The organism is Stenotrophomonas sp. GD03958 (genome assembly GCF_029839005.1).
Taxonomy (GTDB): domain Bacteria; phylum Pseudomonadota; class Gammaproteobacteria; order Xanthomonadales; family Xanthomonadaceae; genus Stenotrophomonas; species Stenotrophomonas hibiscicola.
In genome coordinates this window covers 29,518-50,820 of sequence record NZ_JAOBZT010000011.1, presented here as the reverse complement: position 1 = coordinate 50,820, position 21,303 = coordinate 29,518, and the positions used below count along the sequence as shown (strand labels likewise).

Here is a 21,303-nt window from a genome sequence, read left to right as displayed (position 1 = left end):
GGACAAGGCGAGCCGGCAGCGTACAGCGCCACTGGCCCGGCGTGCTGATGCCAACTGGGCATCTGCTCATGCCGGACCGGCAGGGACTTGCATCGGCACCGGCCATCACGCGAAGATAATATATCGCTTCATCCGGATGGATGTAAGTGAAACTATCTCCCCCCTTCCCCGCCGTCGTTGTTGCTGGAGACCCCATGTCCGCCCGCCTGCCCGCGTCGCCGCTCGGCCTCGCCATCGCCCTCGCGCTTTCCTCCGCCGCCGTCCCGGCCCTGGCCCAGGACGCCACCAACCTGGACACGGTGATCGTCACCGGCACCCGTGCCGCCGACCGCACCGTGCTCGAATCCACCTCGCCGGTGGACGTGCTCACCGCCGAGGACATCCGCAAGGCCGGCGTGGTCAACGGTGAACTGGGCAGCGCGCTGCAGGCGCTGCTGCCGTCGTTCAACTTCCCGCGCCAGTCCAACTCCGGTGGCGCCGACCATGTGCGCGCCGCGCAGTTGCGCGGCCTGTCGCCGGACCAGGTGCTGGTACTGGTCAACGGCAAGCGTCGCCACCACACCGCACTGGTCAACACCGACAGCAAGATCGGCAAGGGCACCACCCCGGTCGATTTCAATGCGATCCCGGTCAGCGCGATCAAGCGCATCGAAGTGCTGCGCGACGGCGCCGGTGCGCTGTACGGATCGGACGCCGTGGCCGGCGTGATCAACGTGATCCTCGACAACGGCGGCGACGGTGGCGAGATCGAGGCCAGCTACGGGGCCAACCACACCGACCTCCAGCCGATCGGCCGCACCCTCACCGATGGCCAGACCGGCAACATCAGCGCCAAGGTCGGCACCTCGCTGGGCGAAGACGGTGGCTTCCTGCGCGTCGGCCTGGAATACAAGCACCGCAACGGCACCAACCGCGCCGGCTTCGACCAGATTCCGCCGTGGGACCAGACCCCGGGCAACCTGGCACTGCAGGGCAAGCGCAACTACGTCCTGGGCGATGGCAAGAGCAAGGACATCAACCTGTGGCTGAACACCGAGATTCCGGTGGGCCAGACCTCGACGTTCTACGCGTTCGGCACCTTCAACCAGCGCGATACCGAAGGCGCCAACTACTTCCGCTATCCCGATGGCGATGCCAACTGGAAGCAGGTCTATCCGAACGGCTACCGACCGATCTCCGAAGGCGAGAACCGCGACGTACAGGCCGTGGCCGGCGTGCGCGGCCAGTGGGGCGAGTGGAGCTACGACGGCAGCCTGGATTACGGCCAGAACGACTTCACCTACCGCCTGCGTGATTCGCTCAACGCGTCGCTGGGCCCGACCAGCCCGACCCGCTTCAAGACCGCCGACTACGAGTACGCGCAGACCGTGGGCAACCTCGACCTGAGCCGCGTGTTCACCCAGAGCGACAGCATCAGCCACACGCTGGGCCTGGGCGTGGAAGCGCGCCATGAGCGCTACCAGACCCGCCCCGGCGACCCGGCCAGCTATGCGGCGGGCCCGTACACCGACCGCCCGACCGGTTCGCAGGCCGGTGGCGGCCTGACCCCACAGGACGCCGCCACCCTGTCGCGCGACGTGGCCAGCGCCTACGCCAGCCTGTCCAGCCAGTTCGGTGAGAAGTTCTCCACCGATCTGGCCGCGCGCTACGAGCACAACGACGATTTCGGTGGCGAACTGACCGGCAAGCTCGGCCTGCGCTACGAATTCACCCCGGCGTTCGCGTTGCGCGGTGCCATCTCCAACAACTTCCGTGCGCCGTCGCTGGCACAGATCGGCTACGAATCCACTTCCACCGGCTACAACGCTGGCGGCCAGCTGGTGCAGGGCCGCCTGTTGTCGGTCAACAATCCGATCGCACGTGGCCTGGGTGCGCAGAACCTGAAACCGGAAAAGTCGATCAATACCTCGCTGGGCTTCACCAGCCGAATTGGCGAGCACTTCGACCTGTCACTGGACTTCTTCCAGATCGACATCGACGATCGCATCGCGCTGTCGGAGAGCATCACCGGCGATGCACTGACCGACTACGTGGCCGCCAACTACGGCGTCAGCGGCCTGCAGAGCGCCAGCTTCTTCGTCAACGCCGCCGATACCCGCACCCGCGGCGCCGAGCTGGTCACCAACTGGCGCCAGTCGCTGGGCGATGGCCAGCTGCTGCTGACCGGCACCTATGCATATACCAAGACCACGCTGAAGAACGTGCTGGCCACGCCGGCCCAGCTGCAGGCGCTGGACCCGGATTATGTGCTGTTCGCGATTGAAGAGACCAACACGCTGACCGATGCCACACCGCGTACACGTGGCAGTTTCTCGGCTGCCTGGAGCAACGACCACTGGTCGCTGAGCAGCCGGGTGAACCGCTACGGCAGCGCCACCCGCGTGTTCAACTTCGGTGATGGCTACATCCCGCGCCAGACCTACCAGGCCGAGTGGCAGCTGGACGCGGAGGTCGAATACCGCATCACTCCGCGCTGGAGCGTGGCCATCGGCGGCCAGAACCTGACCGACAACTACCCGGATCGATCCAACAGCGATATCCACTACTTCGGCAACCTGCCGTATGACGTGCTGTCGCCGATCGGCAGCAACGGCGCGTACTACTACGGCCGCGTCCGCTATACGTTCTGATCGCATTGGGTGGGTGCGGACCGTTGGTCCGCGCTGTTTGGGCTGGATGCAGGCTGACCTGCCGAGCCGACCAACGGTCGGCACCCACCGAAGCTGATCCGTAGCCTGCCCTCGACCCCACGTACACGCCCACGCTGGCAAGGTGGGCCGCATGGCTGAACCGCTCCCCCTGCGTCCGCCACCGCCATTGCTGGACGACGCCTGTGCGTTGTTCCTCGATGTCGATGGCACCCTGATCGAATTCGCTGCACGCCCGGATGCCGTGCAGCTGCTGCCGGATGTGCGCGACGCCATCGGCCGCATCAGCGACCGCCTGGAAGGTGCCGTGGCACTGGTCAGTGGTCGCCCGCTTGAGCAGCTCGATCAACTGTTCGCTCCCCTGCAACTGCCTGCCGCGGGCCTGCATGGCCATGAATTGCGCGGCGAGGACGGTCGTGTGCTGCGCGAGGAGCACGACGACGACACCGCCGAGTGGCTGCACGCGCTGCAGCACCAGGCGATGCGCTTCGCCCATGGCCACCCCGGCGTGCTGGTGGAAGACAAGGGTGTCGGCCTGGCTTTGCACTGGCGCGGCGCGCCGCACGCCGCCAGCGATGTGCGCGCCTTCGCCGACCGCCACGTGCGCGGCCGTTCCAGTTACCGCCTGCAACCCGGCGACCACGTGGTCGAGTTCGTCCCAGTTGGCAGCGACAAGGGCCGTGCGGTGCGGAGGATGATGCAGTACCTGCCCTTCCGTGGCCGCCTGCCCGTCTTCCTCGGTGACGACCTCACCGACGAATTCGGCTTCGACGCTGCCAACGGCCAGCATGGCTGGAGCGTGCTGGTGGGCGAACGCGAACCCAGCGTGGCCGTGTTCGCGCTGCCCGACATACGCAGCGTGCACGCCTGGCTGCGTGAGAATGCCTATTGACCCGGCCCCCCCACGGCCGCAACCGAGATGTACCGCGTGATGACCCAACCCGATCTTGATCTGGGCGTGGTCGGCAACGGCAGCTTCGGCGCCCTGGTCGACAAACGTGCCCGCGTTGTCTGGAGCTGCCTGCCCACCTTCGACGGCGACCCCACCTTCTGTGCCCTGCTCGGCCCCAACCAGCAGACCGGTGGTGACTTCGCCATCGAGCTGGAAGACTTCGCCAGCAGCGAGCAGGAGTACCTGACCAATACGGCGATCCTGCGCACCGTCCTGCGCGACACGCACGGCGGCGAACTGGAGATCCTCGACTTCGCGCCCCGCTGGCGCCAGAACGACCGCTTCTACCGGCCGGTCAGCCTGATCCGCCAGGTGCGCCCGCTGGCCGGTAGCCCACGCATCACCGTACGCGCCCGCCCGCTGGCCGATTGGGGCGCGCGCGTGCCGGAGTCCACCTGGGGCAGCAACCATGTGCGCTGGATCCTGCCCGAGCACGTGCTGCGGCTGACCACCGACGTGCCGGTGCGCTTCGTGCGCGACGGCCTGCCGTTCGTGCTCAGCCATCCCGTCCACCTGATCCTGGGCGTGGACGAATCGCTCAACCGCTCGATCAGCGGCTACGTGCAGGAAGCCTTCCAGCGCACCCGCGACTACTGGCGCGAATGGGTGCGCTACCTGTCCATTCCACTGGAATGGCAGGACGCGGTGATCCGCAGTGCGATCACGTTGAAGCTGTGCCAGTACGAGGACAGCGGCGCGATCATCGCGGCGATGACCACCTCCATTCCGGAAGCGCCCGGCAGCGTGCGCAACTGGGACTACCGCTACTGCTGGCTGCGTGACGCAGCTTTCGTGGTGCGGGCGCTGAACCGTCTCGGCGCAACGCGCACGATGGAACAGTTCCTCGGCTACATCTTCAACCTGGCCACCACCGACGGCACGCTGCAGCCGCTGTATGGCATCGGCTTTGAAGCCAAGCTGGACGAAGACGAAGTGCCCAGCCTGTCCGGCTACCGCGGCATGGGCCCGGTGCGCCGCGGCAACCTGGCCTGGGTTCAGCGCCAGCACGACGTGTACGGCAGCGTGGTGCTGGCGTCCACGCAGCTGTTCTTTGACCGTCGCCTGCAGGATCCCGGCGACGCGCACACGTTTGCCCGCCTGGAACCCCTGGGCGAACAGGCCTTCGCCCTGCACGACGTCCCCGATGCCGGCCTGTGGGAATTCCGCGGCCGCACCGAAGTGCACACCTACACCAGCGCGATGTGCTGGGCTGCGTGCGACCGCCTGTGCAAGATCGCCGTGCGCCTGAAGCGTGATGACCGCGCACACTATTGGCGCGAGCGCGCCGACACCATCCACGCCCGCATCATGGCCGAATCCTGGAGCGAGGAGCTGGGCCACTTCACCGATACCTTCGGCGGCCATCGCCTGGATGCCTCGCTGCTGCTGCTGGCCGACATCGGCTTCATCGACGCAATGGACGCACGGTTCATTGCCACCGTCGATGCCATCGGCCGCGACCTCAAGCACGGCAATTCGCTGTACCGCTACGTCGCGCCGGATGACTTCGGCGAACCGGAAACCAGCTTCACCATCTGTACGTTCTGGTACATCGATGCGCTGGCGGCGATCGGGCGCATGGATGAAGCACGCGAGATGTTCGAGCTGCTGCTGAAGCAGCGCAACCACCTGGGCCTGCTGTCGGAGGATCTGGCCTTCGACAGCGGCGAGGCCTGGGGCAACTTCCCGCAGACCTATTCGCATGTCGGCCTGATCACCGCCGCGATGCGCCTGTCGCGGTCCTGGCAGGAGGCATCGTGAGTCGTCTGGTCGTGGTATCAAACCGTGTGGCCGTGCCCGGCGAGAACCGCGCAGGCGGCTTGGCGGTCGGCCTGCTGGCCGCCCTGAAGGAGCGCGGCGGCCTGTGGTTCGGCTGGAGCGGCAAGACCGTAAAGGAAGGCAGCGGCACGCTGCACCGGCAGAAGGACGGTGACATCGACTACGTCACCATGGACCTGAGCAAGCGCGAGGTCGATGGCTACTACAACGGCTTTGCCAACCGCACGCTGTGGCCACTGCTGCACTTCCGCCTGGATCTGGTCGACTATGACCGCGGTACCCGCGAGACCTACCACAAGGTCAATGCGCTGTTCGCCGACAAGCTCGCGCCATTGCTGCGCGAGGATGACATCGTCTGGATCCATGACTATCACCTGATCCCGCTCGGCGCACTGCTGCGCGAGCGCGGCATCGGCTGCCGCATTGGCTTCTTCCTGCACATCCCGATGCCGTCGGCCGACCTGCTGCAGGCGATGCCCGATCATCTGCGGTTGTTCTCCGCGCTGTACGCCTACGACCTGGTCGGCTTCCAGACCCAGCGCGATGCCGATCGCTTCCAGACTTACCTGCGCCTGTTCGGCGGCGGGCGCGTGCTCGACAACGGCGAGCTGGAAGCGCCGGGCGGGCGCCGCTTCCGTGCAGCAGCCTTCCCGATCGGCATCGACACCGAGCTGATCGCACGCCAGGCCGGCACAGCCGCCACCAAGACCGCCGTGAAGAATCTTCGCGCCAGCCTGCGCGACCGCCAGCTGGCAATCGGCGTGGATCGCCTGGACTATTCCAAGGGCCTCCCCGAGCGCTTCCTTGGCTTCGAGCGCTACCTGCAGCGCCACCCTGACCAGCGCGGCTCGTTGACCTACCTGCAGATCGCCCCGGTCTCGCGCGGTGATGTCACCGAGTACCGGCAGCTGCGCAGCCAGCTGGAGCAGATCGCTGGCCACATCAACGGCGGCCATGCCGAGCCGGACTGGACGCCGCTGCGGTACGTCAACCAGAACTTCACCCATGCCACGCTCACCGGCTTCTACCGGGCGGCGGCGGTCGGCCTGGTCACGCCGCTGCGCGATGGCATGAACCTGGTGGCCAAGGAATACGTGGCCTCGCAGGACCCGGAGGATCCGGGCGTGCTGGTGCTGTCACTGCTGGCTGGCGCCGCCGACGAACTGAAGCAGGCACTGCTGGTGAACCCGCACGATCTGGACGGCGTGGCCGATGCCATCGCCACCGCAGCGACGATGCCGCTGAGCAGGCGCAAGGAGCGCTGGCACGCGATGATGGAGCACCTGCGCACCTACGACATCAACCACTGGCGCCGCAGCTACCTGGACGCGCTGGAGGGTTGAAGCACGCGTTCCTGTAGAGCCGGGCCATGCTCGACTGCTATTGGCAGGAGAAAAAAGCAAGTCGAGCATGGCTCGACTCTACAAAAGACAGGCGATCAATCCAGGAACCGCGCGGCCTGCTCCGGTGCTGGTAGATGGCAGGTGTCATGCCGCCCGAACCAGCGGTAGCGGTTGCGTGCCAGCGCGCGATACGCCGCATCACGCCAGCCGCGCGGCACGAGCCGCAGCACGCCGGCCAGGCGCCATGCGCCGCCCAGCCCGGCCAGTACGCGCAGGATCGCATCGGTATCGGTCCAGGCACCCTGCGCGTCCAGCAGCAGGAACGACATCGGGTCCTGCGGATCCAGCCCGTGCGCGCGCAGCATCGCGCTGCCCTGTGCGCCCTGCATCGCCGCAAAGCGATAGCGCCCCCTGCGGTCGAAGCGCAGCAGGAAGCGCACCCACCGGTTGCACAGGGCGCACACGCCGTCGAACACGATCACCGCGCTGCCAGTCTCGGCGGCGCCGTCACTGTGGTTCGAGCCAGCCTTCATAGCGGATCAGGGCTCCGGCCCAGGGCAGCGTCACATCGACCAGGAAAGTGTAGCGCTCGCCCTGCCAGGTTTCACGGCAGCGCACACCGCCAAACCAACGCGTCGGCAGCGGCAGCAGCCCGAACGCCCAGACCCGCCGCACCGACCAGTCGATGCCACCCTCGCGGGCCTGCAGATCAAATTCGAAGCGCACCGCGCCCAACTGCTCGCGCAGAAGCCCTTCGTGCGCCCACAGCCGCGACACCATCGGCCAACGGCCAAAACGCCGCGCCCATTGCTCGCCCTGCCCGTGTGCACTGAACGCCACTTCGGTTGGGAGGGCTTCACCGTCGTTTGGCAACCGCGCCAACGCAGCCAGCAGCGGCACCAGCCAGTGCCTCCCCCTCACGATGCGCGCCTGCCCCCCATAGCGGCACGGCAACGGCGCGGTATGCAGCGCCTGCACCGGTCCTGCCAGGGTGGCGAAGGCCGGCCCCAGCACACGCGCGAACAGCGGCGGAGTCAGGGCGCGATCCAGGCCAGGGTTGCCATGCGCCCGGTGCGACGGTCGCGCCGGTGCGAATACAGGTCCGGATCGGCCATGGTCGACACTGTGCCGCCATGGACCTGCGCCGGGTCCATGCCCGCCGCCTGCAGGCGCTGGCGGGCCAGCGCGAACAGGTCGACCTTCCAGTGACCCGGGCGCGTCGCCACGAACGCTGCTTCGGCCGCCGGATCGTGACCGACGAAGGCGTGGTAGACCTCCTCGCCGATTTCGTAGTCGGCCGGCCCCGCCGCCGGGCCCAGCCAGGCCCGCAGCTGCGCCGGCGGCGTCTGCATGGCGGCCACCGTGGCTTCCAGCATGCCGTCGGCCAGGCCACGCCAGCCTGCGTGGGCCGCGCCCACCTCGCTGCCATCGGCGGCGGCAAACACCACCGGCAGGCAGTCGGCGGTCAGGATCGCCAGCACCACGCCCGGCACCGAGGTTACCGCCGCGTCGGCCACCGGCTCGCTCGCGCCGGGCACCGGCGGTGCATCGAATCGCAGCACGGTGCTGCTGTGCACCTGGCGCAGCCAGTGCGGCGCCGACGGCAGCGCCAGCCCCTGTTGCAGCAGCTGGCGGTTGTGCTCCACGTTCGCCGGGGTATCACCATCTGCCGCGTGCCGGTTGCCCAGGTTGAACTGCGCGAACGGCGCCGGCGAGATGCCCGCGCCGTGCCTGCGCGTGGTCAGCGCGTGGACGCCTGCGGGCGCCGGCCAGTCGGCCTGCAGCAACGGCAGCGCGGCGGCCATCACCAGCGGTCCCGCTCGCGTGCGGCGAAGGCTTCGCTGTCTTCGCGCAGCACCTTCATCAGGTGCAGCATGTCCTCCGGCACCGGCGCGGTGTTGCGCACCGGTTCACCGGTGATCGGGTGCATGAACTCCAGGGTCTCGGCGTGCAGGGCCTGGCGCTTGAAGCCGCGCAGCGCCGCCACCAGCTCGTCGCTGGCGCCCTTGGGCAGCTTCAGCGCGCCGCCATACAGCGGGTCGCCGATGATCGGATGGCGCACGTGCGCCATGTGCACGCGGATCTGGTGGGTACGGCCGGTTTCCAGGCGGCACTCCAGCGCGGTGTGTGCCCGGAAGCGCTCGCGCAGGCGGTAGTGGGTCACCGCTTCCTTGCCGTCCTCGCGCACGGCCATCTTCAGGCGGTCGCGCGGGTGGCGGTCGATCGGGGCATCGGCAGTACCACCGGCCACCAGCGCGCCCATCACGATGGCCAGGTACTGGCGGTGCACGTCACGTGCCGCCAGCTGCTCGACCAGCGCGGTCTGCGCTTCCAGGGTCCTGGCCACCACCATCACGCCGCTGGTGTCCTTGTCCAGGCGGTGCACGATGCCCGCGCGCGGCAGCACCGCCACCGACGGGTCGCGGAACAGCAGGGCGTTGACCAGGGTGCCGCTGTGGTTGCCCGCACCCGGGTGTACCACCAGGCCGACCGGCTTGTTGATCACCAGCAGGTGCTCGTCCTCGAACAGCACGTCCAGCGGAATGTCCTCCGGCTGGGCGTCGGTCTGGGTTTCCAGTACCACGTTGAGGGTCACCACCTCGCCGCCGCGCAGCGGATCGCGCGGGCGCACCTGGGCACCGTCCAGCAGCACCTCCCCGGCCTTGATCCATTCGGTCAGGCGCGAACGCGAGTATTCGGGGAACAGTTCGGCCACGACGGCGTCGAAACGGCGCCCGGCAGCGGTGTCGGGGACGATGGCCTGGCGGGCCGATTCAGAGGGTTGTTCAGACATGGCAGGGGGCATTCTTTGAAATTTTGGGGTCCCGGCGGCCGGTTTCAGTCGCTGGACAGGACACTAGGCTATCATCGACCCTTCGTATTCCAGCCGCGTCCCGCCTCGACCCCATGATCCGACGCTCCGCCATGCTCTCCGCGCCCGTCCGCCTCACCGCCCTGCTGCTGGTGCTGGTCATCGCCGCCACCGGCTGCCATCGCGGCGCCAAGAAGGGTGATCGCCCCGATGAAGGCGTGCCGGTCGAACAGCTGTACGAGAAAAGCCACAAGCTGATGCAGGGCGGCAACTGGAGCGGCGCCGAGGCCAGCTTCCGCCGCCTGGTGGCCCAGTATCCGTACGGTCCGTACACCGAGCAGGCGATGATCGAGACCGCCTACGCCCAGTACAAGGCCGGCAAGCACGATGACGCGGTGTCCAGCATCGACCGCTTCATCCGTACCTACCCGACCCACCGCAACATCGCGTACCTGTACTACCTGCGCGGCCTGGCCAACTCCAACCGCAGTACGGTTTTCCTGCGTCGCGTATGGTCGCTGGATGCCAGCCGCCGCGACCTGTCCACGCCGCACCAGGCGTATTCGGACTTCAACATCGTGGTGGACCGCTATCCGAACAGCCGCTACGCCGCCGATGCGCGCCAGCGCATGCTGGAACTGCGTGACGTGTTCGCCCAGCACGAACTGGACAACGCCCTGTACTACATGCGCCGCGGCGCCTGGGTCTCGGCCGCCGGCCGCGCCAACTACCTGCTGGAAACCTATCCGCAGAGCGCGTTCCAGTACGACGCCGTCGCTGTCCTGGCCGATTCCTACACCCACCTGGGCAACAAGACCCTGGCCGATGATGCGCGCCGCGTCCTGCAGTTGAACCAGCCGGACCACCCGTGGCTGGAAGGCAAGTGGCCGAAGTACCCGTGGATGATCCGCAAGCTGAACCCGTTCGCTGGCGAGAAGTCCGCCAGCACCGGCCAGCGCAACGCGCGACTGGAAAAGAAATAAGAAAAAAGGCCCCGCAAGGGGCCTTTTCTTTGTCGGTTATCCACGCCATGCGTGGATGGTTCGTGCGCCCATGGACCACGGCACTAGGAATTCTACGAATCCCCGGCGGATGCGACGCCGGTCCCAATCGGCGCGGGCGAGCCCCTCCACACTGCGGCCCAACGGCCATCCCGGCCGTGAAGGAGCGCCTCATGACCCCACCGCCACGCCATTTCCGTCCCCGCGCCTGCCTCCTCGCCACTGCCCTGCTGGCGCTGTCCTCGGCCTCCCTGGCTGCCGCACCGGCAGCACCGGGCGATCTGCTGTCTGCAGCCCCCTATCGCGCGTCGTGGGTGCCCTCCAAGGCCGCGCACGCCTACAAGCTGTACTACCGTACCCCGGATCATCGCGGCCAGCTGGCCGAAGGCACCGGCCTGCTGTACCTGCCCGCCGGCACGGCGCCGGCGGGCGGCTGGCCGGTCGTGTCCTGGGCGCATGGCACCCAGGGCATCGCCGATCGCTGTGCGCCTTCGGTCTCCGGCCCGTACCAGCCCGCGCGCGACGGGCGCTTCCTCGATCAGTTCCTGGCGCAGGGCTACGCCGTGGTCGCGGCGGATTACCAGGGGTTGGGCAGTCCAGGCAGCCATGCCTATCTGCATGTGCGAACTGCCGCGCGCAACGCCATCGACATGATCAAGGCCAGCCGCCAGTACCTCGGCAACGGGACGCTGTCGCCGCGCTGGGTCTCGGTCGGCCATTCGCAGGGCGGTGCCGCCGCGCTCACGGCGGGCCACATCGCCTCCTCCTATGGTGGACCGTCGTTGCAGTACCGCGGCAGCTTCACCACCGGCACGCCCACCGCAGTCGAACTGACTGCGTTGGTGATGAAGCCGGACAACCGCGCCGCCAATCCGGGCGCGCTCAACGCGTATCACGCGTATCTGCTCGATGGCCTGCTGCAGGCCGCGCCGCAGATCGACCGCGTCCTCAGCGATGAAGGCCGCGCGCGGGTGGCGGTGGCACGCGAGCAGTGCCTGGGCGAGCTGGCCGTCACCCTGGACGGCGCGGACACCGGCAGCATGTTCACTGCACCGCTGACCCACGTGCCGGGCATCTGGGCCGTGCTGTACGACTACCTTGGCGTACCGCGCCGCGGCTTCAGCCAACCGCTGATGCTGGGCCACGGCAGCGAGGACCGCGATGTGCCCTATCTGACCACCCTGCTGTATGCCGCAGGCCTGGCCCTGCGAGGCGAGCCGGTCGCGTTCCGGCGCTATCCGGTCGATCACCGCGGCACGCTGGACGCGGCGGCGGCGGATGGCCTGGCGTTCGTACGTGCGCGGTTTGAGGATGGCCACTTCAGCGACGCTGCGGAAACTGCCGGCATCGAACAGCTGCTCGACGAAGTCCCGTAGATACATGCCACGCGTGGATGATCTTCGACCACCGTGCGGACCAAGGTCCGCACCCACCGGAGAGGGCCGACGGGTTGCCGGCCAGCGGCCGGCACTGCCCACCCACCGTTGCCTCAGCCCCTGTAGCCGTTGCTGATCGGGTAGCGACGCTCGCGACCGAACGCCCGGCGCGACACCTTCGGCCCCGGCGCGGCCTGGTGCCGCTTCCACTCGCTGATGCGTACCAGGCGCAGCACGCGGTCAACCACGGCCGCGTCGTAGCCGGCGGCCACGATCTCCGTGCGCGACTGTTCCTGATCGATGTAGCGGTACAGGATGCCGTCCAGCACGTCATAGGCCGGCAGCGAATCCTGGTCCAGCTGGTTTTCGCGCAGCTCGGCCGATGGCGGGCGGCTGATCACCGCCGGCGGAATCACCGGCGCGCCGCCCACGGTATTGCGCCATTTGGACAGGCCGAACACCTCGGTCTTGTACAGGTCCTTCAACGGCGCATAGCCACCGCACATGTCGCCGTAGATGGTGGCGTAGCCGACGGCGTACTCGCTCTTGTTGCCGGTGGTCAGCAACAGGCCGCCGAACTTGTTGGCCAGTGCCATCAGGATCACCCCGCGGCTGCGCGACTGCAGGTTCTCTTCGGTCACGTCCGGCGCGGTGCCTTCGAACATCGGCGCCAGCGATTCCATCAGGCCCTTGAACGCCGGCTCGATCGAGACCGCTTCCAGCTTTACGCCCAGCGCCTGGCACTGCTCGGCGGCCAGGTCGTTGGACATGCCGGCGGTATAGCGCGACGGCAGGCGCACGGCGGTAACGTTCTCAGCGCCGAGCGCGTCGACCGCCAGCGCCAGTACCAGCGCCGAATCAATGCCACCGGACAGCCCCAGCCACACCTTCTTGAAGCCGTTCTTGCGGCAGTAGTCCTGGATGCCACGGGTCACGGCACGCCAGGCCAGCGCGTCCATGCTCTCGTCGCCATCGTCCATCCACACGTGCGGCATGAAGCGGCGGGTCTCACCGTCGTACTCCACCACCAGCCACTGGTCGACGAAGGCAGCGGCAGCCGGGTGTACCGTGCCGTCACCATCGGCCACCACCGACGCGCCGTCGAACACCAGCGCATCCTGGCCACCGACCACGTTGAGATAGGCGATGGCCGCCCCGCTCTCGCGGGTGCGTGCGGCCAGCACCGCGTCGCGCTGGGCGTGCTTGCCCCGCTCGTACGGCGAGGCATTGGGCACTACCACCAGTTGCGCCCCCGCGCGCACGGTGTCGGCCAGCGGCTCGGCGAACCAAAGGTCTTCGCAGATCAGCAAACCCACCGGAATGCCATTGACCTCGAACACACAGCTCCCGCCGTCCGGATCGACATCGAAGTAGCGACGCTCGTCGAACACCGCGTAGTTAGGCAGCTCGCGCTTGCGGTAGGTCTGCTCCAGCAGGCCATCGCGCAGCACGCTGGCGGCGTTGTAGACCACCGCACCAGCCGCCTGCGGCCAGCCGACCACGGCGGTGATGCCACGGCAGGCAGCAGCGATACGGCCCATCGCCTGCTCGCATTCGTACAGGAAGCCGGGACGCAGCAGCAGGTCCTCCGGCGGATAACCGCTCACTGCCAGCTCGGGGAACATCACCAGCTCGGCGCCATACTCGTCGCGCGCCTGTCCGATCATCTCGATGATGCGCTCGGTGTTGCCGGCGACATCGCCGACCGGAAAATCGAATTGCGCCATCGCGATGCGGATCGAAGCCATGGGAATCCAGCCTGTGGTTGCAATGCGCCCATTGTAGCGCCGCGTCGTGCGCGCGCCGGGGGCGTTCACTGCGTGGACAGCCCCGGCTCAGTAGATCCACGCCATGCGTGGATGGGGTTACCCGAATCGTCAGGGCGCCAGACGCAGAAAGGCCGCCCGGAGGCGGCCTTTCTGTTTAGCAGCAGCCGGTGGGAAGAGCAGTCGACTAACAGTCGACTCTACAATCCCCCGCCCAGCGGTCTTACTTGACCAGCTTGGCGATGGCAGCGCCCAGGTCGCCCGGCGAACGGACGGTGACGACGCCAGCAGCTTCCATGGCGGCGAACTTGCCTTCGGCAGTGCCCTTGCCGCCCGAGGCGATCGCACCGGCGTGGCCCATGCGCTTGCCGGCCGGAGCCGACGCACCGGCGATGAAACCGACGACCGGCTTCTTCACGTGGTTCTTGATGTACTCGGCACCGGCTTCCTCGGCGTCACCGCCGATTTCGCCGACCATGATGATGCCTTCGGTCTGCGGGTCTTCGTTGAACAGCTTCAGGCAGTCGACGAAGTTCAGGCCATTGATCGGGTCGCCACCGATGCCGATGCAGGTGGACTGGCCCAGACCGACTTCGGTGGTCTGCTTGACCGCTTCATAGGTCAGGGTGCCCGAACGCGACACGATGCCGATCTTGCCCGGCTTGTGGATGTGGCCCGGCATGATGCCGATCTTGCACTCACCCGGGGTGATGACACCCGGGCAGTTCGGACCGATCAGGACGGTGTCCGGGTAGGAACGGGTCAGCACGTTCTTGACGCGCAGCATGTCCAGCACCGGGATGCCTTCGGTGATGCAGACGATGACCTTGATGCCGGCAGCAGCGGCTTCCAGGATCGCATCGGCCGCGAACGGCGGCGGCACGTAGATGACCGACGCGTTGGCGCCGGTGCTCTGCACGGCGTCGGCAACGGTATTGAAGACCGGCAGGTCGATGTGGGTGGTGCCACCCTTGCCCGGGGTCACGCCGCCAACAACCTGGGTGCCGTACTCGATCATCTGAGTGGCGTGGAAGGTGCCCTGCTGGCCGGTGAAGCCCTGCACGATCACCTTGGTGTTCTTGTTAATCAAAACAGACATGGGAATTTCCTTCGGTGTCGTGGATCAGGCGGCGTTCTTGACCGCTTCAACGACCTTCTTGGCGCCGTCGTTGATGTTGTCAGCCGGGATGATGGCCATGCCGCTGTCACGCAGCAGCTGCTTGCCTTCTTCCACGTTGGTGCCTTCCAGGCGCACCACGACCGGAACCTTGACGCCCACTTCCTTCACGGCGGCGATGATGCCTTCGGCAATCATGTCGCAGCGGACGATGCCGCCGAAGATGTTGACGAAGATGCCTTCAACCTTGTCCGAGGACAGGATCAGCTTGAACGCTTCGATGACGCGCTGCTTGTTGGCACCGCCGCCCACGTCCAGGAAGTTCGCCGGCTCGCCGCCGTTGAGCTTGATGACGTCCATGGTGGCCATGGCCAGGCCGGCACCGTTCACCATGCAGCCGATGTTGCCGTCCATGGTGACGTAGTTGATGTCCAGCTCCGAAGCAGTCACTTCGGTTTCGTCTTCCTGGGACTTGTCGCGCATCGCGACCAGTTCCTTGTGGCGGAAGTTGGCGTTGTCGTCGCTGTTGAACTTGCCGTCCAGCGCGTACAGGTTGCCATCGTCCAGGATGGCCAGCGGGTTGATCTCAACCAGCGCCAGGTCCTTTTCGTTGAAGATGCGGTACAGGTTCACCATGATGTTGGCGAACTGGCCTGCCTGCTTGGCGGTCAGGCCCATCTTGAAGCCGATGTCACGGCCGTGGTAACCCTGCACGCCCTCGACGAAGTCCACGTTCAGGGTGTGGATCTTGTCCGGGGTCTCGGCAGCGACCTGCTCGATTTCCATGCCGCCTTCGGAAGAGGCGATGTAGCTGATGGTGCGGGTGCCGCGATCCACCAGGACCGACAGGTACAGCTCCTTGACGATCTCACCGGCGGTGGTCACCAGCACCAGGTTGATCGGCAGCTCGACGCCGGCGGTCTGGTAGGTGGCCATCTTGGTGCCGAGCATCTTGGCCGCTGCGGCCTTCACATCATCGACGGTCTTGCAGAACTTGACGCCGCCAGCCTTGCCGCGGCCGCCAGCGTGGATCTGCGCCTTGACCATCCAGGGGCCCTGGCCCAGCGACTGGGCGACTTCAACCGCCTCGTCCGGGGTCGCCGCGACCTTGCCGGCCGGGACCGGGATGCCGTATTCGGCAAGCAGTTGTTTTGCCTGGTATTCGTGGAAATTCATGCGTCACCGTGGGAATAGGAACGACCGCACGCAATTCCTCAGGGCCCCTGGAAGAGGCACCGGCACGGACCGCGGCGGGCCCACTATTGTGGCCGAGCCGGCGCCGGGGCGCAAAGAAGTCTGTACAAAACGCCAGACGCGGGCGGATTTTCGCGGTCATTCAGGCAGTTGCGCCCGCCCTGGCGCTGGCCTCCGGTCTCCGCGGCGGGCCAAATGCGCGATGCGGGGCGGTCCCGCGGCGCCAGCGCAGGGGCCCTATACTGGCCCTCTCGAGCACGCTCGACACTACATCGACGCGACGTGCCCGCCCGGCCTCAGGGGATGCCAGGCAGGCCCGCCGCAGATTCCAGACCCAGGCAGCCAGAAGGGGAGTTCCGGCGTGTCACCCAGTGCTTCATTGATCGACCGCATCGAATCGATTCCGCGGCGTGAGCTGTACTTCTTCGCGCTGTACCGGGTGCTGATCGCCGCAGTCATCGCCGGCCTGCTCTACAGCCCCCTGTCCGGCATGGTCGGCGAGGCCCACCACCCGCGCCTGGCCGATACCGTTGCGGCCATCTATCTGGTGCTGTCGCTGCTGGCCCTGGCGATCGGCCGCAACGAACGCTGGCTGCGCCCCATCGTGGTCACCAGCGTGCTGGTGGATATCATCGCCGCCACCCTGCTGGCGCACGCCCTGCCCGGCGCCAGCGCCGGCATCTCGATGTCGCTGCTGTTCAACATCGCCGCGGCCGCCACCCTGCTGCCGCTGAGCTGGGGGCTGGGCCTGGCAGTCGCGGCCAGCCTGGCCACCGGTACCGAATACCTGTGGAAAGTGCTGGAAGGCGGCGATCCCACCCGCACGCTGGCCGAGCTGGCCATGTTCGCCACCAGCTACCTGGCGCTGGCCTTCATCAGCTACCAGGTGGGCAGCCGCGCGCGCCGCAACCAGCAGCTGGCCAACCAGCGCGGCGACGAAGTAGCCAACCTGTTCCAGATCAACGAACTGATCATCCGCCGCATGCGCACTGGCGTGCTGGTGGTAGACGCCGACAACCGCATCACCCTGGCCAATGAAGCGGCCTCGATGCTGCTCGGTGACAATGACGGCATCGGTGAGACAGGACGCCTGGATCTGGCCAGTGCCGCGCCGGAGCTGGCGCGCCGCCTGCAGCGCTGGCGCAACGGCTGGGCGCAGGACGAACTGCCGCTGCAGCTCAACCCCGACCAGCCGGAAGTGCAACCGCGCTTCGCCCGCCTGCTGGCGGGCAGCGAGCTGGCCCTGGTGTTCCTGGACGATTCCAGCGTGGTCTCGCGGCGCGCCGAATCGCTCACCCTGTCGGCCATGGGCCGCTTCTCGGCCAGCCTCGCCCATGAAATCCGCAACCCGCTGGCGGCGATCAACTATGCCGTGCAGCTGCTGGAAGAAGGCACCGGCTTCAACGAAAGCGACCGCCGCCTGCTGCAGATCATCCGCCAGCAATGCCAGCGCACCAATGGCATCGTCGAAAGCGTGCTGGGGCTGGCACGGCGCGAACGCGCCACGCCCGAGAACGTCGACCTGGTCGCCTTCGTGCGCCGCTTCGTGCTGGAGTACAAACAAGGCCAGACGCTGGAAACCGACAGCATCGAACCGATCATCAGCGATACGGCGGTGATGGCGCAGGTCGACACCAAGCACCTGTACCAGGTGCTCACCGTGCTGGTGCACAACGCATTGAAGTACGGCCGCATCGGCCAGCAGCCGGCGCGGGTGCGCCTGCGCGTGGCCCAGCACGAGCGCAGCGCGGTGATTGACGTGATGGACCGTGGCCCGGGCATTCCCGAGAGCGTGGCCGCGCAGCTGTTCCGTCCGTTCTTCACCACCTCCGAGCACGGCACCGGGCTGGGCCTGTATATCGCCCGCGAGTTGTGCCGGGCCAACCAGGCACGCCTGGACTACATTCCCGTGCCCGCCGGCGGCTCCTGCTTCCGCCTGGTGCTGCCCGGCCCCCACACGCTGCTGCCCACCTGATTGCAGATCTGTGCGTCAAACATTTGTCGCTTCCAGCCCCCTCGTTTATCTTTCACGCCCATGAACGAAACCCGCAGCGCCCTCGTCGTCGACGATGAACGCGACATCCGCGAACTGCTGGTACTGACCCTTGGCCGCATGGGCCTGCGCATCAGTACCGCCGCCAACCTGGCCGAAGCCCGCGAGCTGCTGGCCAGCAATCCGTACGATCTGTGCATCACCGACATGCGGCTTCCGGATGGCAACGGTATCGAGCTGGTCAGCGAGATCGCCCAGCACTACCCGCGCACGCCGGTGGCGATGATCACCGCGTTCGGCAGCATGGACCTGGCCGTGGAAGCGCTGAAGGCCGGTGCCTTCGACTTCGTCAGCAAGCCGGTGGACATCTCGGTGCTGCGTGGCCTGGTCAAGCACGCGCTGGAACTCAACAACAGCGAACGCCCTGCGCCCGGCCCCGCCACCGAACAGGCAGCACGCCTGCTCGGCGCTTCGCCGGCCATGGACGTACTGCGCACCACCATCAGCAAGGTCGCGCGCAGCCAGGCGCCGGTCTACATCCTCGGTGAATCCGGGGTTGGCAAGGAACTGGTTGCTCGCACCATCCACGCCCAGGGCGCGCGCGCGGCCGGGCCGTTCGTGCCGGTCAACTGCGGCGCCATTCCCGGCGAGCTGATGGAAAGCGAATTCTTCGGTCACCGCAAAGGCAGCTTCAGCGGCGCCCATGCCGACAAGCCCGGCCTGTTCCAGGCCGCGCACGGCGGCACCCTGTTCCTGGACGAAGTAGCCGAGCTGCCGCTGCAGATGCAGGTGAAGCTGCTGCGCGCGATCCAGGAAAAGTCGGTGCGTGCGGTGGGTGCGGCCAACGAGGAACCGGTGGATGTGCGCATTCTCTCGGCCACCCACAAGGACCTGGCCGAGCTGGTCGAGGACGGGCGCTTCCGCCACGATCTGTACTACCGCATCAACGTGATCGAGTTGAAGGTGCCGCCACTGCGCGAGCGCCGCCAGGACCTGCCGGAACTGGCCGCCGCCGTGTTGGCGCGGCTGGCCCGCAGCCACGGCCGCGCCACCCCGCTGCTGGCGCCGTCGGCGCTGGAAGCGCTGGCCCACTATGCGTTCCCGGGCAATGTGCGCGAGCTGGAGAACATCCTGGAACGCGCGCTGGCACTGGCTGAAGAAGACCGCATCGGCGCCGATGACCTGCGCCTGCCGCAGCACGCCCCACGCACGCCCGGCAGCGCGGCCCCCGCCGAAGCCGTGGCCGACCTGCAGCCGGGCGGTGCCGCCCTGCCCTCCTATATCGAGCAGCTGGAGCGCAGCGCCATCCAGCGCGCGCTGGAAGAGAACCGCTGGAACAAGACCCGCACGGCTGCGCAGTTGGGGATTACCTTCCGCGCGCTGCGCTACAAGCTGAAGAAGCTGGGGATGGAGTAGAGCCGAGCCCATGCCCGGCTGCGCGGTGGTCGGGACCGCGCCATCCACGCATGGCGTGGAACTACTATGGGATCCGTGGCCGATCATCCACGCATGGCGTGGATCTACTGTAGAGCCGAGCCCACGCTCGGCTGCTCTTCGGTACCTCAGCCGAGCATGGGCTCGGTTCTACCTCAGTCCTTGGTAACGCGATTGATCTCCGCCAGGCTGGTGATCCCGGCCGCGGCTTTCATCAACGCAGACTGCCGCAGGTCGTTCACCCCGATCTGCTGCGCCGCCTCTGCAATCTGCAGTGCATTGCCACCGGCCAGCACGATGGTGGCGATCTCATCGGTCATCGGCATCACCTGATAGATACCCGTTCGGCCCTTGTAGCCCTCGGTACACTCATCGCAGCCCACCGCCTCATACAACTGGATGCCCGCATCCAGCTGCGCCTGGGTGAAGCCCTCGGCCAGCAGTGCGTGCTCCGGCAGGTTCGCCGGGCGCTTGCAGTTCGGGCACAACCGGCGTGCCAGGCGCTGCGCGATCACCAGTGTCACCGAGCTGGTGATGTTGTACGGCGCGATGCCCATGTTCATCAGGCGCGCGATGGTCTGCGGCGCATCGTTGGTATGCAGCGTGGACAGCACCATGTGACCGGTCTGCGCCGCCTTGATCGCAATCTCGGCCGTCTCCAGGTCGCGGATTTCGCCGACCATGATGATGTCCGGATCCTGTCGCAGGAACGAGCGCAGCGCCGCAGCGAAGGTCATGCCACGCTTGTTGTTCTGCTGCACCTGGTTGACGCCGGGCAGGCGGATTTCCACCGGGTCTTCGGCGGTGGAAATGTTGCGCGTCTCGTCGTTGAGGATGCCCAGCGCGGTATACAGCGAAACGGTCTTGCCCGAACCGGTCGGGCCGGTCACCAGCACCATCCCGTAAGGCTTGTGGATCGCATCCAGGAACAGCTTCTGCTGGTCCGGCTCGTAGCCCAGTTTGTCGATGCCCAGCTTGGCCGCGCTGCCATCCAGGATACGCAGCACCACCTTTTCACCGAACAGGGTCGGCAGCGTGCTGACGCGGAAGTCGATCTGCTTGGTCTTGGACAGGTTGAGCTTGATGCGCCCGTCCTGCGGCACGCGCTTTTCGGCGATGTCCAGCTGCGCCATCACCTTCAGGCGCGCGGCAATGCGCTGGTTCAACTTAACCGGCGCGCGGGCGACCATCTTCAACAGCCCGTCGATGCGCAGGCGCACGCGGTAATCGTCTTCGTAGGGCTCGAAGTGGATGTCCGAGGCCCCCTTGCGGATCGCATCGACCAGTACCTTGTTGACGAACTTCACTACCGGGGTGTCGTCGCCCTTGGCGTCGATGCCGGCGTCGGTGCCCGCGCCTTCGTCGTCGCCCAGGCCGACATCGAGGTTGGCCATGCCCTCGTCGTCGCCGCCCAGCGCGTCGCCGATGGTGTCATGGCTGGCGTGCCACTGTTCCAGCGTGCGGCGGATCTGGTCCTCATCGACCAGGATCGGCTCCACCACCAGGTTGGTATGGAACTTGATCTCGTCCAGCGCATGGGTCGGATTGCTGGTACCCACGAACAGCTTGCCGCCGCGTTTGAACAGCGGCAGCACGTTGTGCTTGCGCAGCAGCTCCTCGCTGACCAGGCTCATGGCGTTCTGGCTGGCGTCGAACGTGGACACGTCGAACAGCGGCATGCCGAACTCGACCGCGTTGGCGGCGGCGAGCTGCGAGGCACTGACCAGCTTGTTCTGCGCGAACCAGGTAGGCAGCGGCTGACGGGCGGCCGTGGCCTTGGCCATGGCATCGCGGGCGGAGGCCTCGTCCAGGGCGCCGTCCTGGACCAGGCGGCGGGCCAGGCCGGTGATGCCGACGAGGTTGGGGGTGGAAACAACGCTCATGGTCT

General features: G+C 67.1%; 16 protein-coding genes. 8 read left to right on the top strand and 8 right to left on the bottom strand.

From position 1 onward, the window contains the following. The first annotated feature begins 194 nt into the window (after window positions 1-194). The 4 genes from N5C25_RS05520 (at window position 195) to otsA (ending at window position 6,722) form a co-directional block, all read left to right on the top strand. A complete protein-coding gene (locus N5C25_RS05520) occupies window positions 195-2,630 on the top strand; it encodes a TonB-dependent receptor (RefSeq protein WP_279936578.1) in 2,436 nt (811 codons plus the stop codon). Between the two features lie 151 nt (window positions 2,631-2,781). After that, a complete protein-coding gene (gene otsB / locus N5C25_RS05515) occupies window positions 2,782-3,540 on the top strand; it encodes a trehalose-phosphatase (RefSeq protein WP_279936577.1) in 759 nt (252 codons plus the stop codon). 39 nt (window positions 3,541-3,579) lie between these two features. Continuing rightward, window positions 3,580-5,361: a glycoside hydrolase family 15 protein gene (locus N5C25_RS05510; protein ID WP_031269310.1), complete on the top strand. Its 1,782-nt coding sequence runs from the start codon at window positions 3,580-3,582 to the stop codon at window positions 5,359-5,361. Beyond that, entirely contained in the window at window positions 5,358-6,722 is a 1,365-nt protein-coding gene (gene otsA / locus N5C25_RS05505) for an alpha,alpha-trehalose-phosphate synthase (UDP-forming) (protein WP_058981924.1), read from the top strand. The genes N5C25_RS05510 and otsA overlap by 4 nt, the downstream gene beginning before the upstream one ends. A gap of 95 nt (window positions 6,723-6,817) precedes the next feature. Here otsA and N5C25_RS05500 read toward each other — a convergent pair whose 3' ends face one another. Genes N5C25_RS05500 through rluD form a run of 4 tightly spaced genes read right to left on the bottom strand, consistent with a single transcriptional unit; the run spans window position 6,818 to window position 9,516 of the window. Then, the gene (locus N5C25_RS05500) at window positions 6,818-7,255 is read right to left on the bottom strand and encodes a thiol-disulfide oxidoreductase DCC family protein (RefSeq protein WP_279936576.1); all 438 of its coding nucleotides are present in this window, start codon (window positions 7,253-7,255) and stop codon (window positions 6,818-6,820) included. Next, complete coding sequence (locus tag N5C25_RS05495; RefSeq protein WP_279936575.1) at window positions 7,230-7,736, bottom strand: DUF4166 domain-containing protein; 507 nt, start codon at window positions 7,734-7,736, stop codon at window positions 7,230-7,232. Before N5C25_RS05495 ends, N5C25_RS05500 begins: the two co-directional genes overlap by 26 nt. 20 nt (window positions 7,737-7,756) lie before the next feature. Beyond that, on the bottom strand, window positions 7,757-8,527 hold the full coding sequence (gene pgeF / locus N5C25_RS05490; protein WP_058981929.1) for a peptidoglycan editing factor PgeF: 771 nt from the start codon (window positions 8,525-8,527) through the stop codon (window positions 7,757-7,759). After that, a complete protein-coding gene (rluD, locus tag N5C25_RS05485; RefSeq protein WP_021204201.1) occupies window positions 8,527-9,516 on the bottom strand; it encodes a 23S rRNA pseudouridine(1911/1915/1917) synthase RluD in 990 nt (329 codons plus the stop codon). The genes pgeF and rluD overlap by 1 nt, the downstream gene beginning before the upstream one ends. A 113-nt stretch (window positions 9,517-9,629) precedes the next feature. Between rluD and N5C25_RS05480 the strand changes: the two genes are divergently transcribed. Both N5C25_RS05480 and N5C25_RS05475 read left to right on the top strand, forming a co-directional pair. Then, a complete protein-coding gene (locus N5C25_RS05480) occupies window positions 9,630-10,517 on the top strand; it encodes an outer membrane protein assembly factor BamD (RefSeq protein ID WP_026347042.1) in 888 nt (295 codons plus the stop codon). Window positions 10,518-10,708: 191 nt separating this feature from the next. Further along, a complete protein-coding gene (locus N5C25_RS05475) occupies window positions 10,709-11,911 on the top strand; it encodes a lipase family protein (RefSeq protein WP_058981931.1) in 1,203 nt (400 codons plus the stop codon). A 113-nt stretch (window positions 11,912-12,024) separates the two neighbouring features. Here N5C25_RS05475 and N5C25_RS05470 read toward each other — a convergent pair whose 3' ends face one another. From N5C25_RS05470 to sucC, 3 genes are all read right to left on the bottom strand, one after another. Further along, the gene (locus N5C25_RS05470; RefSeq protein ID WP_058981933.1) at window positions 12,025-13,659 is read right to left on the bottom strand and encodes an NAD+ synthase; all 1,635 of its coding nucleotides are present in this window, start codon (window positions 13,657-13,659) and stop codon (window positions 12,025-12,027) included. A 241-nt stretch (window positions 13,660-13,900) separates the two neighbouring features. Beyond that, a complete protein-coding gene (gene sucD / locus N5C25_RS05465) occupies window positions 13,901-14,776 on the bottom strand; it encodes a succinate--CoA ligase subunit alpha (protein ID WP_005418610.1) in 876 nt (291 codons plus the stop codon). Between the two features lie 24 nt (window positions 14,777-14,800). Continuing rightward, entirely contained in the window at window positions 14,801-15,970 is a 1,170-nt protein-coding gene (gene sucC, locus N5C25_RS05460) for an ADP-forming succinate--CoA ligase subunit beta (protein WP_005418614.1), read from the bottom strand. Between the two features lie 379 nt (window positions 15,971-16,349). Between sucC and N5C25_RS05455 the strand changes: the two genes are divergently transcribed. Both N5C25_RS05455 and N5C25_RS05450 read left to right on the top strand, forming a co-directional pair. Continuing rightward, on the top strand, window positions 16,350-17,963 hold the full coding sequence (locus tag N5C25_RS05455; protein WP_019660167.1) for an ATP-binding protein: 1,614 nt from the start codon (window positions 16,350-16,352) through the stop codon (window positions 17,961-17,963). A gap of 60 nt (window positions 17,964-18,023) precedes the next feature. Beyond that, a complete protein-coding gene (locus N5C25_RS05450) occupies window positions 18,024-19,397 on the top strand; it encodes a sigma-54 dependent transcriptional regulator (protein ID WP_134731295.1) in 1,374 nt (457 codons plus the stop codon). Between the two features lie 173 nt (window positions 19,398-19,570). Here the strand turns inward: N5C25_RS05450 and pilB are convergent, their stop codons facing one another. Next, window positions 19,571-21,298 carry a type IV-A pilus assembly ATPase PilB gene (gene pilB / locus N5C25_RS05445; protein WP_279936574.1) on the bottom strand — a complete coding sequence of 576 codons (1,728 nt, stop codon included), beginning with the start codon at window positions 21,296-21,298 and terminating at the stop codon, window positions 19,571-19,573. Window positions 21,299-21,303: the final 5 nt, after the last annotated feature.